The 16,377-nt window shown below is 64.2% G+C and carries 12 protein-coding genes; 8 read left to right on the top strand and 4 right to left on the bottom strand.

Annotated features, from left to right (window positions below):
• Positions 1 to 24 precede the first annotated feature (24 nt).
• The 3 genes from HHL22_RS05610 (at position 25) to HHL22_RS05600 (ending at position 4,112) form a co-directional block, all read left to right on the top strand.
• Positions 25 to 339: a hypothetical protein gene (locus HHL22_RS05610; RefSeq protein ID WP_169529961.1), complete on the top strand. Its 315-nt coding sequence runs from the start codon at positions 25 to 27 to the stop codon at positions 337 to 339.
• A gap of 502 nt (positions 340 to 841) precedes the next feature.
• Positions 842 to 2,959 carry a DNA primase gene (gene dnaG / locus HHL22_RS05605; RefSeq protein WP_169529960.1) on the top strand — a complete coding sequence of 706 codons (2,118 nt, stop codon included), beginning with the start codon at positions 842 to 844 and terminating at the stop codon, positions 2,957 to 2,959.
• 133 nt (positions 2,960 to 3,092) lie between these two features.
• A complete protein-coding gene (locus tag HHL22_RS05600) occupies positions 3,093 to 4,112 on the top strand; it encodes a potassium channel family protein (protein WP_169529959.1) in 1,020 nt (339 codons plus the stop codon).
• 171 nt (positions 4,113 to 4,283) lie between these two features.
• Here HHL22_RS05600 and HHL22_RS05595 read toward each other — a convergent pair whose 3' ends face one another.
• Entirely contained in the window at positions 4,284 to 6,773 is a 2,490-nt protein-coding gene (locus HHL22_RS05595; RefSeq protein ID WP_169529958.1) for a TonB-dependent receptor domain-containing protein, read from the bottom strand.
• Positions 6,774 to 7,152: 379 nt separating this feature from the next.
• On the opposite strand from HHL22_RS05595, the gene HHL22_RS05590 reads away from it, so the two are divergent.
• The 4 genes from HHL22_RS05590 (at position 7,153) to HHL22_RS05575 (ending at position 11,603) form a co-directional block, all read left to right on the top strand.
• Positions 7,153 to 8,430, top strand: coding sequence for a glycosyltransferase family 4 protein (locus HHL22_RS05590; protein WP_169529957.1), 1,278 nt, complete (start codon positions 7,153 to 7,155; stop codon positions 8,428 to 8,430).
• A gap of 72 nt (positions 8,431 to 8,502) precedes the next feature.
• Entirely contained in the window at positions 8,503 to 9,684 is a 1,182-nt protein-coding gene (locus HHL22_RS05585) for a glycosyltransferase (RefSeq protein ID WP_169529956.1), read from the top strand.
• A gap of 138 nt (positions 9,685 to 9,822) precedes the next feature.
• On the top strand, positions 9,823 to 11,046 hold the full coding sequence (locus HHL22_RS05580; protein WP_169529955.1) for a bifunctional 3,4-dihydroxy-2-butanone-4-phosphate synthase/GTP cyclohydrolase II: 1,224 nt from the start codon (positions 9,823 to 9,825) through the stop codon (positions 11,044 to 11,046).
• 92 nt (positions 11,047 to 11,138) lie between these two features.
• Positions 11,139 to 11,603 carry a BLUF domain-containing protein gene (locus HHL22_RS05575; RefSeq protein ID WP_169529954.1) on the top strand — a complete coding sequence of 155 codons (465 nt, stop codon included), beginning with the start codon at positions 11,139 to 11,141 and terminating at the stop codon, positions 11,601 to 11,603.
• A 129-nt stretch (positions 11,604 to 11,732) separates the two neighbouring features.
• Here HHL22_RS05575 and HHL22_RS05570 read toward each other — a convergent pair whose 3' ends face one another.
• Positions 11,733 to 13,502 carry a M14 family metallopeptidase gene (locus HHL22_RS05570; protein WP_169529953.1) on the bottom strand — a complete coding sequence of 590 codons (1,770 nt, stop codon included), beginning with the start codon at positions 13,500 to 13,502 and terminating at the stop codon, positions 11,733 to 11,735.
• A 142-nt stretch (positions 13,503 to 13,644) separates the two neighbouring features.
• Here HHL22_RS05570 and surE point away from each other — a divergent pair, with 142 nt between their 5' ends.
• Positions 13,645 to 14,508 carry a 5'/3'-nucleotidase SurE gene (surE, locus tag HHL22_RS05565; protein WP_169529952.1) on the top strand — a complete coding sequence of 288 codons (864 nt, stop codon included), beginning with the start codon at positions 13,645 to 13,647 and terminating at the stop codon, positions 14,506 to 14,508.
• Between the two features lie 65 nt (positions 14,509 to 14,573).
• Here the strand turns inward: surE and HHL22_RS05560 are convergent, their stop codons facing one another.
• Positions 14,574 to 14,762: a hypothetical protein gene (locus tag HHL22_RS05560; protein ID WP_169529951.1), complete on the bottom strand. Its 189-nt coding sequence runs from the start codon at positions 14,760 to 14,762 to the stop codon at positions 14,574 to 14,576.
• Between the two features lie 69 nt (positions 14,763 to 14,831).
• Entirely contained in the window at positions 14,832 to 16,037 is a 1,206-nt protein-coding gene (gene corA, locus HHL22_RS05555) for a magnesium/cobalt transporter CorA (protein ID WP_169529950.1), read from the bottom strand.
• Positions 16,038 to 16,377: the final 340 nt, after the last annotated feature.

Here is a 16,377-nt window from a genome sequence, read left to right as displayed (position 1 = left end):
AGCAGCTCAATTATTGCATTATATATGGAATATAACAACTACGAAACTGCTATCAACGCATTGCTACAGGCCAATCAGGGAGTGCTACCCAAGCTGGATACCTATGTATGTGTTGCCCTTGCCGGCGTGGTGCCCAGCCTGCCCGCCCACCTCACGGTGGCCGAGCTGCTGGCTCTGGCCCTGGCCGAGATTGGGGCCGAGGCGGCCCTGGCCGAACCGGTACTTGCCACGCCGGTCCCGGCCCGCCCCAAGCTCAAGCTACCCGCCAACCTGCACTACCAGGGCCGGCCGCTAGTGCTGACGGAGCTACTGGAATGGGCAGTCGAATCGGTTAATTAGGTTACGCTACTTATCTTATAACAAGGTTGCTACCAAGGTGCTACAGGTTGCTATAAGTTTAGTTTGCAGGTTGTTAGGTTAAGCATTATGGATAGAATAGGGTGCTAATGAGCGGAATAGGAGGCTAGGTTAACAGTTGCTAGATTATAAGAGGATTAGGTAAGGAGTTAGGTTAGAAGTTGCTACGGCATAGGGTGTTAGCAAGCATATGGGAGGCTAGGCTAGAAGTTGCTATGTTAGGGAAATACAAAAGCTATAAGTTGCTACGAAGTCCAGGTAGGAGTGGGGAATAGGTAATTAAGAATCAATAGGTTGAGCTAGATTACGTTATCATTAGCCAGGTTGCTAGTACTTATTTCACTGCTGAATTCCTAAAAGGCTGCCAGTTATTGGCAGCCTTTTTTTGTGCGGCGGGGGCTAGGGCCAGCGGGCCTTGGGCAAATGCCGGCCGGCCGGGCGAACTTTGTGTTTGGGCAGCCCTGGCCAGGGGCGGCCGCTGCTTATGGCCCGCATTCCGAAAGAAACCGTTGACCAGATACTCTACACCGCCGATATCCTGGAGGTGGTGGGCGACTACGTGCCCCTCAAGCGCAAGGGCGGCCAGAACTACTGGGCCTGCTGCCCGTTTCACCACGAAAAGTCGCCCTCGTTTTCAGTAAACCCCAGCAAGGGGCTTTATAAGTGCTTTGGCTGCGGCAAGGCGGGCGGGGTGGTGCAGTTCGTGATGGACATCGAGGGCACCAGCTATCCCGAAGCCCTGCGCGCGCTGGCCAAGAAGTACGGCGTGGCCGTGCCTGAGGAAGAGGAGCGCACCCCCGAGGAGCAGCTCATTCAAAACGAGCGCGACTCGCAGTACATCGTATCGAGCTGGGCCAAAGACCACTACCACGGCCTGCTGCTCAAAACCGAGGAGGGCATGGGCGTGGGCTACGGCTACCTGCGCGAGCGCGGCCTGAACCTAACCACCATCCAAACCTTCGAGCTGGGCTACTCGCTCGACCAGTGGGACGACCTGCTGAAAGCGGCCGAGGCGGCGGGCTACCAGCTCAAGTACCTCGAAAAAACTGGCCTCGTGGTGCAGCGCCAGGACGAGCAGGGCCACGACACCGGCCGGCGCTACGACCGCTTCCGGGGCCGCGTCATGTTCCCGATTCATAATATCTCGGGCCGGGTGGTGGGCTTCGGGGCGCGCACGCTCAAGCGCGACGACAAGATGGCGAAGTACCTCAACTCGCCCGAGTCGGAGATTTACCACAAGTCGGACGTGCTCTACGGGCTGTTTCAGGCCCGGCAGGCCATCCGGCAGGAGGAGCTGTGCTACCTCGTGGAGGGCTACCTCGACGTGCTGAGTTTGCACCAGGGCGGCATCAAGAACGTGGTAGCCTCGTCGGGCACTTCGCTCACGGAAGGCCAAATCCGGCTCATCCGGCGCTATACCGAGAATGTGACGGTGCTCTACGACGGCGACGCGGCCGGCATCAAGGCCAGCTTGCGCGGCGTAGACCTGCTGCTCGAGGGCGGGCTCAACGTGCGCGTGGTGCTATTTCCGGATGGCGACGACCCCGACAGCTACATCCGCAAGGTGGGCGACCAGCGCTTTGCCGCCTACGTCGAGCAGCAGAGCCAGGACTTTATCGCTTTCAAAACCACGCTGGTAGCCCGCGAGGCCAGCCACGACCCAGTGAAGAAGGCCGAGGCCATCCGCGACGTGCTGCACAGCATTGCCAAGGTGCCCGATGGGCTCAAGCGCCAGGTGTTTTTGCAGCAAACGGCCGCCACCTTCGGCATGGACGAGCAGGTGATTATCACCGAGTATAACAAGCTGCTCAAGGCCGCGCCGGCTGCTAAGGTCACGCCCGGCCCTAGGGCTGCCCCCGCCCCCAGGGAGGCCCCGGCGCCCCCGGCCACGGCCGCGCCGGGCCCGCTGGGCAGCCCGGCCAGCCCGGTGCCGCCCGCCGTGGCCACCGGCCAGCGCCCGCTCACGCCCGAGGAGGAAATCGAGATTGCTATGTACGGCGCCGCCCACGGCTCGCCCGAGGAGGCGGCCCAGCTGGCCGGGCCCTTCGCCAGCGAGGACGAGCTGGCCCACCCGCCCAACGTGCTCACGCAGTGCGAGCAGGCGGTGCTGCGCCTGCTGGTGCTCTACGGGCCCCACGAGCTGCACGAGGGCGTGTCGGTGGCGCACTACTTGCTGAGCCAGCTCGAGGGCACGCCCCTGCAAAACCCGCTCTACGCCCAGCTCTGGGACGAGTGCCGCGCGGCCTTTTTGCAGGGCCAGCTGCCCGACATGCGCCTGCTGGCCCACCACGAAAATGCCGCCGTGCGCTCGCTGCTGGCCGATTTTGCCACCGAGCGCTACGACCTGAGCCCCAACTGGCGCATCAAGGACATCTACGTGCCCACCGAGCTGAACCTGCTGCAGCTGGCCTGCGACAACGCTATTCTGCGCCTCAACAAGTGCCACGTGCAGCTCGAGCGCCAGCAGTGCCTGGCCAGCCTCAACGACGCGGGCCTGGATGAGAACGAGAAGCTCAATGCCCTGCTGCGCTACAACGAGCTCACCAAGCTCGACGGCCAGCTGGCCCAGATGCTGGGCACGGTAGTAGCGCGCAACGTGTAGGCGCCTATTTCGTTGTTAACAGGAGAACGTCATGCTGAGCTTGCCGAAGCATCTCTACCGAACAACCCGACTGGCGCGGTAGAGATGCTTCGGCAAGCTCAGCATGACGTTCTTTTTGATTGCCAATTGTTAAATGTTAAAGCAACTTAATCTTTCCCGCCTCTACCTGGCCCTAGGGCTGCTGGTGTTCAGCTTTGGGGTGGGCATCGCGGGCTTTATGGGCCTGGAGCGCTTCAACTTCGTCGATGCGTTCTACATGACCGTGATTACGGCCTCCACGGTAGGCTTTGGCGAAGTGCACCCGCTCTCCGACGGGGGGCGCATCTTCGTTTCGTTTTACATTCTCTTCAACCTGCTGGTGGTGGCCTACCTCGTGTCGGTGCTCACCACGTACATCTTCGACGGCGAGCTGCGCCACCTTTTCCGCATGATTCGGGCCGACCAAGAAATCAAGAGCTTCCGCAACCACGTCATTGTCTGCGGCTTCGGGCGCAACGGCTACAAGGCCTACGATGAGCTGCGCCACAGCGGCACGCGGGCCGTGGTAGTGGAGCAAAACCAGCAGCTGCTGGCCGCGGCCAACGACGCTGGCCACCTGCAGATTCCGGCCGTATTCGGCGACGCTACCCTCGACAGCACCCTGCGCCAGGCGGGCATCGAGCACGCCCGCGCCCTCATCACGGCCCTGCCCAAGGATGCCGACAACGTGTTCGTGGCCCTCACCGCCCGCGAGCTGAACCCGCACCTCGTCATTATTGCCCGCGCCAGCGCCCGCAGCAGCGTCAGTAAGCTCATTTCGGCCGGGGCCAACTCGGTGGTGCTGCCCGACGAGATTGGCGGTTCGCACATGGCCAACTTGGTCATTCGGCCCGAGGTTATCAAGTTTCTGGACATGATTTCGGGCCTCGACCCCAACAAGCTGCGCCTGGAAGAAATGTCGTTTAGCGACTTGAAGCCCACGCTACGCGGCCAAAGCATCCGGGAGCTGGATGTGCGCTCGCGCACCGGCGCCAACGTGATTGCCTTGCGCCAAGGAGCTGATGGCGAACTGGTAGTGAGCCCCGCCGCCGACTACCGCCCCGCCGCCGGCGACGTGCTGCTAGTGCTCGGCAACGACCAGCAGATACAAGCGCTGCACCAGCAGTTTAAGTAAGTGAGCGGCCCTAGGGGGTAGTTAAGAAGTAAGGTAATGGGGCCAAAAAGCACGTCATGCTGAGCGCAGCCGAAGCATCTCTACCACGCCGTATTGTTCGGTAGAGATGCTTCGGCTGCGCTCAGCATGACGTGCTTTTTGGCCTCCAATAGCCCTAGGGCCACCCGCCTACTACGAGCTGCCGCCGCCCTTCGAGTCGTCGTTGCGGATGGAGCGGCGCTGGCGCTGGCCGCCGGCCGACACCTGCCCGAAGCGGTAGTTGAAGGCCAGGCGCACCGTGCGCTGGTACTGATAGCTGACGCTGGTGCTGGCAAACTGGTCGGTGGTGGTTTCGGTGCGAAACTCGCGGCCGGGGCTCAGGAAGTTGCTGGCGTTCAGCGTCAGGTCGGCTTTCTCGTTGAGTAGCGTGCGCTTCAGGGCCAGCGAGTAGTAGCGGTAGCCGGTGTAGCGCGACTGCAGCTGCACGCCGCCCGTGCTGCCCCCGCCGAAGCCTTGGATGGTGTAGAGTTTGTTGATTTTCCACGACCCATTGAACCCCAGGTTGGCCGTGAGCAGGCTGGTGGTGCGGTCGAGGGCGCGGCTGTTGAGGCGGGTGTAGTCGAGCGAGAGGTTAGCGCTCAGGTTCACGGCTTGCACGGGCTTGAGCGAGCCGTAGAAGCTCAGGCCGTAGTTGGTGTTGGTGGCCAGGTTGCCGTAGGTGGTTTCGGAGCGGGCCAGGGCCTCGTTGTAGCGGTTGTAGCGCTCGATGGAGTTGCCCACGTAGCGCACGTAGGCCGAGGCGTTGAGCGAAGTTTTCTTGCCGAAGGTGCTGTACGTCAGCTCGGTCGAGTTGGCCAGCTCCGGCGACAGCTCGGGGTTGCCGTAGTACACGCTGTTGGGCGTGCTTTGGTTGACGTAGGGGTTGAGGTAGTAGATGTTGGGGCGCTGGATGCGGCGCGAGTAACTCAGGCGCAGCGTGTGGCCCGGCTCCTTGAGCGTGCGCGTGGCGCTCACGCTGGGCAGCACGTTGAGGTAGGAATTGGTGAAATCGGTAGCCGCTCCCGAAAACTCGCCCGCGATGTGCGTGTATTCCAGGCGGGCCCCTAGGCTCAGGGCGTACTTCTTGCCCGCCGCCATATTAAACGTGCCGTAGGCGGCGCCCACATCCTGCTGGTAGTCAAAGGCATTGGAGCGGCGCGGGCTGCGCGCAAAGTCGCCCTGCCGGGCCAGTAGCAGCGTGTCGAGGCCGTAGTCGCTGCTCACGCCCCGCAAAATGGCCTTGGCGCCCACCTCTAGGGTGTTTTTCTCCGAAAAAGGGTGGGTGTAGTCGGTTTGCAGGGTGGTTTCGAGGTTGCGGGCCAGGTTGCTGCTGCGCTCCTGGTACTCGAGCGGCCCCTGCTCGATGGTGGGGGCGCGGTACTGGCTCAGGGCGTAGCGGCTGGTGTTGGTGTTGCGCGTGTGCTGGGCCAGCACGCTCCACTCGCGCCTAGGGTGGTCGGGCCCGAAGGTGCGGGTATAGGCCGCGTTCAGGTCGTAGCTGCGGCTTTGCGAGCGCTGGTTGATGTCGCGGGCGTAGAGCGTATCGAGCGCCGGCAGCCCGCCCGTGTACTGCGTAAACACGGCCTGGGGCGAGGCATTCTGGTACAGGTTGCCGTTGGCGCTCAGCGTAAGGCTGTGCAGCGGCGAGGGGTCGTAGGTCAACTCTATTTGCCCGTAGCCGCCCCCGCCCTGGCTGTTAGAGGTGGTTTGCTGGGTCAGCTGCCCGTTGCCAGCGGGCCCGAAGTCGGTGCGGTCGAGGCTGGAGCGGTAGGGGTAGGTGTTGTAGAAGCTGCTGAGGCGGGTGTTCAAACCCAGCTTGCCGCGCCGGGTGTTCAGCGAGCCGTTCAGGCTTTGGTTGCGGTTGCCCACCGCCGCGCCCACGCTGCCGTTGGTGCCTTCCAGGGTGTTCTTTTTCAGCACGATGTTGATAACGCCGCCCGAGCCCTCGCCGTCGTAGCGGGCCGAGGGCGAGGTCACCACCTCAATGGCCTTAATCTGGTCGGCCGGAATCTGTTTGAGCGCGTCGGCCAGGTTGCCGTTGAGCATGGCCGAGGGCTTGTTGTTGACTAGAATGCGCAAGTTGGAGGTGCCGCGCAGCTGCACGTTGCCGTCCACGTCCACGTTGAGCAGGGGCGTCTTGCGCAGCACGTCGGCCGCCGTGCCGCCCGCGTTGGTGCCGTCCTGCTCGGCGTTGTACACCAGGCGGTCGGGCTTGCTTTCCACCAGCGGCTTTTGGCCCACCACGGTCACTTCACCCAGCTTTTGGGCAGCCGCTTGCAGTGTGAGCACCCCTAGGGCGGTGGCGTCGCTCCCCACCACCACGGGCAGCACGTGCGGCCGGTAGCCCACGAAGCTCACTTGCAAACGAAAATTGCCGGCCGGCAGCTTCTTCAACTCGAAGCGGCCTTGGTCGTCGCAGGTGGTGCTGGCCAGCGGCGCCGTGCCCGCGGCCGGCAGCAGAATAACGGTGGCGTACTCGACCGGCTTGTGGGTGGTGGAGTCCTGCACCAAGCCGCGCAGCTGGCCGGTGCCCGCTACCGGCCTGGGAGTGGTGGCTGGGGAGGCGGTTTGGGCCCGCGCGCCAGCGCTAGCCAAGCCCAGCACCAGGCCCAGGGCCAGCGTGCGCGTAAAAGTTTGTTTCATTAGCAGAGGCCAGCCAGGCGGGCTAGGGTAGGGGTGCGGCGCCGGAATGTGGGCTGCGCTACCGGCCAACTGCCAGGCTTAGCCGACGGTTGGTAGAAGCGGCAAGCCATTTTTTTTGGGCGATTAGCTGATTAGCTACAGAGTTGCCTTGCCAACGCCGAAGGTTGCAAGCAGCCGCATACCGAGCGTGAAATAATCGTGAAAATCAGTAGAAATACCGTTAAGGCAATCCGCCCAGCGGGGCCGGGCTCGCCTGGTACGCCGCCCTGGCCCTAGGCCTGCCAACCGGGGCAAGCCCCCGGCGCCGGGCTGCGCGGCCTGCCTCTGTACGCCTAATAGGCCCCGGCAGCCCCGGCGCGCGCCCTATTTTTGCCGCTCTATGCACATTCTACAGGTAAGCCCTAGGGTGCCCTTTCCGCTGCACGACGGCGGGGCCATTGGCATCTACAACATCACCAAGGGGCTGCTGGAGGCGGGGCACCGCGTCACGATGCTGGCCCTCAACACGCCCAAGCACCACCAGCCGGCCGACGTGCTGGCCCACCTAGGCCCCCATTTCCGGCTGGTGACGGTGGACGTGGACACCCGCCTGCGGCCGCTGCGGGCGCTGGCCAACCTGCTGCTGCCCGCGCGGCAAGTGCTGGGGGTGACGACGCGCCTGCCCTACAACGTGGAGCGCTTCGTGAGCCCGGCCGTGGCCCGGCGCCTCACCGAGCTGCTGCACGCCGAGCCGTTCGATATCGTGCAGTTTGAGGGGAGCTTCGTGGTTTGGTACGCCGGCTATCTGAGCCTAATGGAGCGCCAGCAGGCGCAGCCCAACGGGCCCGCCCTGCCTCCGCTGGTGGTGCGGGCGCACAACGTAGAGTACCGCATTTGGGAAACGCTGGCGCAGGGCGAGCGCAACCCTTTGAAAAAGTGGTATTTTCAGCACCTGGCCCGGCGCATGAAGTCCTTTGAGCGGTGGTCTTTGCACCGCGTCGATGCCGTGGCCGCCATCACGCCCGAGGATATTGCCCGCTTGCAGGCCCTAGGGTGCCCGGTGCCCCTGGCCCTGGTGCCGGCCGCCGTCGAGCTGGGCGCCTTCCAGCCCGACCTCGCCGCCCGGCCCCGGTCGCACACCGCGTTTATGATTGGCTCGCTGAACTGGCTGCCCAACCTGGAGGGGCTGGAGTGGCTGCTGCGCGAGGTGTGGCCCGCCGTGCACGCCGAGCTGCCCGAGCTGGAACTGCACGTGGCTGGCTCGCACCCGCCCGCCCACCTCACCAGCCGCCCCCCCGGCCAGCACAACGTCTTCATCCACGGCTTTGTAGACTCGGCTGCCGCCTTCATGCGCCAGTACGAGCTGATGCTGGTACCGCTGCTGAGCGGCGGCGGCATGCGCATCAAAATCATTGAGGGTATGGCCGCCGGCAAAGCCATTTTGAGCACTGCCCTGGGAGCCGAGGGCGTGGCCGCCCACGATGGCCGCGACCTGCTGCTGCGCGACGGGGCCGCCGCCTGGCAGCAGGCCCTGCGCGACTACTACCACGGCCGCCTGCCCGTGGCCGCCCTAGGGGCCGCCGCCGCCCAAACCGCCGCCGACACCTACGCCAACGCCCGCGTCACCCAGCGCTTCGAGGCCCTGTACGCCCAGGCCCTGGCGGCGCGGGGCGCGTAGGCCCTAGGCCCCCGCCGCCGCCCGCACCCCCGCCCGGCCCCTGGGGAGGGCGGCGCTACCTTTGCGCCCGGCATGAAGATTCTGGTACTGCTGTCGCGCTTTCCGTACCCGCTCGACAAGGGCGACAAGCTGCGGGCCTACCACCAGCTGCGCTACCTGGCGGGCCAGGGCCACGAAATTTGCCTGCTGGCCCTTAGCGACGAGCCGGTGGCGGCCGAGGCCCTAGGGGCCGTGCGGCCGCTGTGCCGCGGGGGGCTGCACGTGCACCGCCTGCGCCGGCCCGCCCAGGGGCGCGGCCTGGCGCGGGCCCTGCTGCACGCCGGCCGGCCCCTGCAAGTGGGCTACTTCTACGAGGCGGGCGCGCAGCGGCTGCTGGGCTACCTGCTGGCCGAGTTTCAGCCCGACCACGTGTACTGCCAGCTCATTCGCATGGCCGAATACCTGCGCCACTACGCCGGGCCCATGACCCTGGATTACATGGACGTGTTTTCGGCCGGCATGGCGCGGCGGGCGGCCACGGCCCCCGCCTGGCAACGCCCGGTGCTGGCCCTGGAAGCCCGCCGCTTGGCCGCCTACGAGGCCGAGGTATACGGCTGGTTTCAGCACCGCACCATCATCAGCGACCAGGACCGGCAGCTGGTGCAGCACCCGCAGCGCGCCGCCATTGCGGTGGTGCCCAATGGGATTGACATGCAGTATTTTGCGCCAAACGCTGACGCGGCCAGTACCCACGAGCTGCTGTTTTGCGGTAACATGGGCTACCCGCCCAACGTGGACGCCGCCGCCTGGCTGGCCGAGGAGGTTTTGCCCCTGGTGCGCCAGCGCCACCCCGCCGCCCGCCTGCTGCTGGCCGGCACCACGCCCAGTGCCCGCGTGCGGGCACTGGCCCAACGGCCGGGCGTAGAAGTTAGCGGCTGGCTGCCCGACATTCGGCCGGCCTACGCCGGGGCGCAGGTGTTTGTGGCGCCCATGCGCGTGGGCACTGGCCTGCAAAACAAGCTGTTGGAGGCTATGGCCATGCGCCGGCCCTGCGTCACGACCACCCTGGCCAACAATGCCCTCGGGGCCACGCCCGGCCAGCACCTGCTGGTGGCCGACACCACCCCCGCCCTGGCCGACGCCCTGAGTGCCCTGCTGGCCGATGCCCCTAGGGCCGCCCAGCTGGCCGAAGCCGGCCACCAGTTCGTGGCCGCGCACTACGACTGGGCGGCCGCCACCGCCCGGCTAGAGAACTTGTTGGTGGATACTTGTTAGCTTACTACTCATTCGGTCAGAACGTCATGCTGAGCTTGCCGAAGCATCTTGGCAGGGTCGTTGGCTGGTAAACCCCTGCGGCGTGGTAGAGATGCTTCGGCAAGCTCAGCATGACGTTTTTATCTGCTCCATAAATCAATGCTTGATTCCATAGAAAGCGCCATCGAAGACATCCGGGCCGGTAAGGTCGTGATAGTGGTGGACGACGAAGACCGCGAAAACGAGGGCGATTTTATTTGCGCCGCCCGCTGCGCCACGCCCGAAGTCATTAACTTCATGGCCACCCACGGGCGCGGCCTGGTGTGCGCGCCCCTCACCGCCGAGCGCTGCGACGAGCTGGGCCTCGACCTGATGGTGGGCCGCAACACGGCCCTGCACGCCACGCCCTTCACCGTGTCGGTCGATTTATTGACCAACGGCGTGACTACCGGCATCTCGGCCTCCGACCGCTCCAAGACCATTCTGGCCCTCATCGACCCGGCCACCAAACCCGAGGACTTGGGCAAGCCCGGCCACATTTTCCCACTCAAAGCGCGCAAAGAGGGCGTGCTGCGCCGCGCCGGCCATACCGAGGCGGGCGTGGACCTGGCCCGGCTAGCGGGCTTCGAGCCGGCCGGCGTGCTGGTCGAAATCCTGAAAGAGGACGGCGAGATGGCCCGCCTGCCCGACCTGGAAAAGGTGGCCAAGCAGTGGAACCTGAAGCTAATTTCGGTGCAGGACCTCATTAAGTACCGCTTGGCGCAGGAAAGCCTCATTCAGCGCGAAATCACGGTGAAGATGCCCACCGCGCACGGTGATTTCGACCTCTACGCCTACACGCAGCGCTCGAACGGCGCTCAGCACCTGGCCCTAGTGAAGGGCGATATTTCGGGTCCCGAGCCGGTGCTCATCCGCGTGCATAGCTCGTGCGTAACCGGCGACATCTTCGGCTCGTGCCGCTGCGACTGCGGCCCGCAGCTGCACCAGGCCATGGAGCAGATTGACCGCGAGGGCCGCGGCGTTATCGTGTACATGAACCAGGAAGGGCGCGGCATTGGCTTGCTCAACAAGCTGAAAGCGTACAAGTTGCAGGAAGCCGGCCGCGATACCGTGCAAGCCAACGAGGAGCTGGGCTTCAAGCCCGACGAGCGCGACTACGGCGTGGGCGCGGCCATTATCCGCGACCTGGGCATCCGGCAGATGCGCCTGCTCACCAACAACCCCCGCAAGCGCACCGGCCTGCTCGGCTACGGCCTGGAGGTGGTCGAAACCGTGCCCATCGAGATTACTCCCAACCAGCACAACCAAACCTACCTCGCCACCAAGCGCGACAAGATGGGCCACGACATCTTGCAGAATAGGCAGCCCGAAGCCGCCGCGTAGCCCCGGCCCCCGGCGCCGCGGCCGGGCCCTAGGGGCTTGGCCCAACCTAGGGCCGCGGGCCGCGTACTACGGCTGCTATTCCTTGTGTTGCTATGCTTGTTCCGCAGCCCCTCTACCAAATTATCTACCACAGCCTGGCCAGCGGCGACGGCCTGCCCCCCGAGGCCCTAGCCGAGCTGCTGCGCCAGGCCCGCAGCTACAACCAGGCGCACCGCCTTACGGGCCTGCTGCTCTACACCAACCAAACCAAAGAGTTTGTGCAGGTGCTAGAGGGGCCTCGGGATGAGGTGCAGAAAATTTACGAGAAAATTGCCGTCGACCCGCGCCACAAGCATGCCTTTGTGCTGCACGAGGGCGAAGCCACTGGCCGCATGTTTCCCGATTGGCGCATGGGCTTTGCCCTGGCCGAAACCCAGGATTTGCGCGCCACTACCGGCTATTTCCCGCTGGTGGCCGCGCCCGGCTACGCCCGCCCACCGGGCCTGGCCGTGCACGCCCCGCCCCAGCTCCGTAAGTTTCTGAGCGACTTCGCCGGCCCGGTAGCGGTGGACAATTAGCAGGTAGTAAGGAATATAAAGAGACCGTCATGCTGAGCTTGTCGAAGCATCTCTCCCGAACGATACCCTAGGCGGCGTGGTAGAGATGCTTCGACAAGCTCAGCATGACGTTCTGCTAATTGCTAACTGCTAGTTACTACCCAGCCACCTGACCACCGGGTAGCGACGGTAGCCGGCCTCGGCCCAGGGCGAGTGCTGGTACACCCATTCGAGTTGGGCGGGGCCGCTGGCGGCCAGCGCCGGGTCGGCGGCCTTGGCAGCGTCGAGCTGCTGGCGCACGGCGGGGTTTTTTGCTAGGTAGTCGGCCGCTAGGTCCTCGAATACATAGTCAGAATAGTGCTCTTTCTGCTGCAAGATGGCGTCGAAGAAATTCCAGGCAAAGTACGAGTCGGTGGCCTGAGGCTCCAGGGTTTCTACCACGAAGCGGGCGGCGGGGCCCTGCTCGGCCAGCACGGCCAGGTAGGTGCCCGCCGGCAGCGTTAGCGTCTGGCGCTGCACGGTTAGCTTCACCTGGCTGTGCGGGTAGTGCCCCTCGTGGGCCCTAGGGCTCGTTTTGTAGTCGTCCAGGGTATACACTTCGGCGGGGCCGGTGCGCGCCTCGGGTAGCGGGCGCAGCACCGCGCCGTTGCGCCGCAGGTGCTCCAGCACGTCGGCGTAGGCGGCCGGAATGGCGTAGGCCACCGGCGCCGTAGCTTGGGTGGTGGCGTGGGCATCGTTGTAGAAGGGCACCGGGCGGGTGTAGGGCCGGCTGCGGTCGTAGTAGAGGCGCGGCTGGCCGCTCACGGCGCTGGGCTTGTGGCCGGCCTCGTAGCCGCGAAACTCCACCGTGCCGCTGGGCTGCTCGTTGAGCGCCCAGGTGAGGGGAAAAACGGTTTGGGTGGCCAGCGCCCGGTCGGCGGCGGCGCGGGCGGCCAGCAGGGTAGGGGCCTGGGTGGCGGCGGTTTCCAGGAAGGTAACCAGCAGGTCGTAAGTCGCCTGCACCCGCGGGCCGAATGCTTTCAGCATGTGGGTTTCGGGCATGAAGCCGAGGCTATTAAACAAGGCCGCGTAGCCGGTGGAGTAGCGCGGGCTTTCCAGAAAGGCGCGCAGGCCGCTTTCGGGGGTCTCGCCCTCAAAGTCCACGTAAGGCGTCATCGGCCACTTTTTACGCGCCATGCCGCTGTAGAGCGCGGGCAGCAGACTTTGCTGCAAATACGCCCCTAGGGCCGGCGCTAGCTTGTTGTGCTGGCTCGGGATGAGCGTCATCGTATACTGATAATCAGCGCCGTTGCTGGTGTGCGTATCCACGAACAGCTCGGGCCGCCACCGCTGAAACAGGGCCGCAAACGAGCGCGCATTGCGCGAGTCCTGCTTCACGAAGTCGCGGTTCAGGTCGTAGTAGCGCGCATTGCCCCGGAAGCCGTACTCCCGGGGCCCGTTCTGGTTGGCGCGGGTAGTGGCGTTGCGGTTCAGCATGCCGCCGATATTGTAGACCGGCATAAGCACCACCGTCACCTGGCGCAGCAGCTGCCCTAGGCGCTTGTCTTGCAGTAGGTTGCGGGCCAGCAGCATGCTGGCGTCGATGCCCTCGGGCTCGCCGGGGTGAATGCCATTCTGGATGAAAAGCACCGGCCGGCCCTTGGCCCGGCTGGCGGCGGGCTCGAAGGTGCCATCGGCCGAGAGCACCACCTCGTGCAGGGGCTGGCCGCTGTCGGTGGGGCCGGCTTCGCGCAGCTGCATGGTGGCCGGGTAGGCGGCGGCTAGGGCTTCATAAAAGGCGATGCACTCGGCGTAGGTGGCCGTGGTGTTGTGGGTAGGGTCGCGCTCGAAAGGGGTAAGCGGGCTAGGGGCCGGGGCGGCCAGCGCGGGGATGGCCGCCAGCAGGGGCAGGGCCAGCAGAAGTATCCTGAAGGGAAGCATGGCCGCGAAAGTACATTTGCTCGTAGAACGAATAGCACGTCATGCTGCGCTGGCCGAAGCATCTCTACCCAACACTAACGGCGCGGTAGAGATGCTTCGGCCAGCGCAGCATGACGTTCTTTTTCGCTTCTATACTTTCAACATGCCCGTTTCCTCCCGTCCGCTCATCCTGGTTTCCAACGACGACAGCATTTACGCGCCCGGCATCCGCCACCTAGTGGAGCTGCTGCGCGAGCTAGATGCCGAAATAGTAGTAGTGGCGCCCGCCGACCCGCAGTCGGGCAAGGGCCACGCCATCACCATCGGCCACCCGCTGCGGCTCGATGCCTCCGACCGCTTCGGGCCCGGCGTGGTGGCCTACGCCTGCACCGGCACCCCAGCCGACTGCGTGAAAATCGCCAAACACTACGTGCTACTGGGCCGCCGCCCCGATTTGGTGGTGTCGGGTATCAACCACGGCTCTAACTCGTCGGTGAACGTGCTGTACTCGGGCACCATGTCGGCGGCCATCGAGGCGGCCATTGAGGGGCTGCCGGCAGTGGGCTTCTCGCTGTGCGACTACGGCGAAGGCGCCGACTTCTCGCACGTGGGCCCCTGGGTGCTGCAGGTGTGCCGCCTGGCCCTAGGGCAGGGCCTGCCCGCCTACACGGCCCTCAACGTTAATATTCCCAAAAAATCGGCCACTCCCATCCAGGGACTGCGCCTGGCCCGGCAGGCCCGCGCCAAGTGGGACGAGAAGTTTGAGCAGCGCCTCGACCCCTACCGCCGCCCCTACTACTGGCTGCTGGGCGACTTTGTGAACCACGACCGCGGCCAGGATACCGACGAGGCCGCCCTGGCCGACAACTACGTGTCGGTGGTGCCTTGCCGCTTCGACCTCACCAACTACGAAGGCCTCGGCGAGCTGGCCCAAGCCTGGCAGCTGCCCCTGCCGCCCGCCTCGCCCGCCGCCGCGCCGCCGCAGCCCGTGGCCAGCGAAGCCTACGGCCCCGCCGCCGAGCAATAGGCCCTGGCTGAGGGCTAGAAGCTGGGAAAGGCGCTGGTAGCAACCGCCCGTGAAACGTTCTTTTACTAACTCCTGGCCCCCCCTAGGGGCCGCACTACCTTGGGGCCCTGCGGCGTGCGCAGCACCCGAATGGGGCGCAGGTAGTGGCGGGATACCTGCGGGCCAAAGTCCCGCGCTCGGCGGTGGGCGCTGCGGCTGGTAGGCGGCGCCAGGGAAGCGGCCAGCAGCACCAGGATGAGCAGCAAAATTTTCATAGAGCAGAGGCAGAAAAGGAAGCCGCAAAGCTACTTTTTCGGGTATGAAAGCTCTATGAATCAGGTGCCTTAGCTGCTACTGAGCCAGCCCTTGCGCCAGAAGTAAAAGAGCTGCCCGGCCACGATGAGCGCCAGCACCGCCAGCAGTATTGGGTAGCCCCAATAAGAGTATAGCTCAGGCATATTGAGGGGCAGCACGTGGCCCTGCGGGTCTTCGTGCTGAAAATTCATGCCGTAGAGGCCCACCACAAAGCTGAGCGGGATAAAGATGGAGCTGATGATGGTGAGTACCTTCATCACCTCGTTCATGCGGTTGCTTTGGTCGGAGAGGAACAGGTCGGCCAGCGAGGAGATATTATCGCGGTAGCTCTCGGCCAAGTCCAGGGCCTGGATGGCGTGGTCGTAGGCATCGCGGTAAAACACCTTCAACTCCTCGGCCACCACCTCGTCGGGCAGGCGCAGCAACTCGGCTATTTTATCGCGCTCGGGGTACACCAGCCGCCGGAAGCGCACCACGTCCTTCTTCACCCCCAGGATGCGGTTGAGCAGGCGGCGCTCGCGGCGGGCGTCAAAAATGTGCTCCTCCAGCTCCTCAATGTAGTCGCCCAGGGCGGCCATGGTAGGGTAGTAGTGGTCGATGATGACGTCGGTGAGGGCGTAGGCCAGGTAGCCTACCGGCTTATGCCGCAGCTGGCTGAAATTGGCCCGAATGCGGTTGCGCAGCACCTCCAGGCAGTCGTCGTAGTCGTCCTGAAACGTGAGCACGTAGTTGGGCCCGGTGAAGATGGAAAGCTGGTCGTCGTTGATAACCAGGCCGGCGGTAAACTCCGTCATGCGCGACACCAGAAACAGGCGGTTATCGTCGAACACCTCCACCTTGGCCCGCTGGTAGTCGCCCAGCACGTCCTCCATTTGCAGCGGGTGCAAGCCAAAATCCTGCATCAGGCGCTCCATCAGGGGCAGGTCGCCGTAGCCGCGCACGTCCAGCCAGTGTTTTTCTTCGGAATGCTGGCGCAGGTAGTTCAGCAGCTCCTCGTAGCGGCCCGTGTACTCGGCTTCCTGGTGCGTATGGTCGGTGTAAGAAAGCAAAAACAGGCGTGGCTTCTGCGCATCGGGACGCACCTTGAGGGTGCCGGGGCGCTGGCCCACTTCCTGGTACAGCACCTGGCGCCGCGCCTCGCGGTCTTGGTGGCTGGCCTGGCGGGCGGCCACCTCGTCGTCGGCTGGGGCGCTGGCAGCAAGCCAACTAGGGGAAAGCGTGTCAGTGGGAGTCATGCGAGCAGAGCAGGTAAAGTAGTGGCAAGCGCCGGGCGCTGTCCAAGTTACTACCGTACCTTATCCAGTTTTAATGAAGACGCTTTGAAATCAACTACTTATAAATAAAAATGGTGCTATTTTTTGATTTAGCTCCACTTTTTGGTAACACTAAATTCGATTGCTGGTAGGGCTGGGTTCGATGTTGGGGATATTAAGCGAAAGTAGGGCTTTTTAAGGTCGTATCAGATGAAGCTGTAGCTCCCATTCCTGAGCTTGCCACTGTCTCACCCGCTTGACTCTCACCAACCCACTACTTATGAGTTCCGGCTACACAATTCGTTACAGAATTTAACACTTG

It is taken from the genome of Hymenobacter polaris, assembly GCF_012927305.1.
GTDB classification, from domain to species: Bacteria; Bacteroidota; Bacteroidia; order Cytophagales; family Hymenobacteraceae; genus Hymenobacter; species Hymenobacter polaris.
This window is presented reverse-complemented; position numbering and strand designations above follow the sequence as displayed.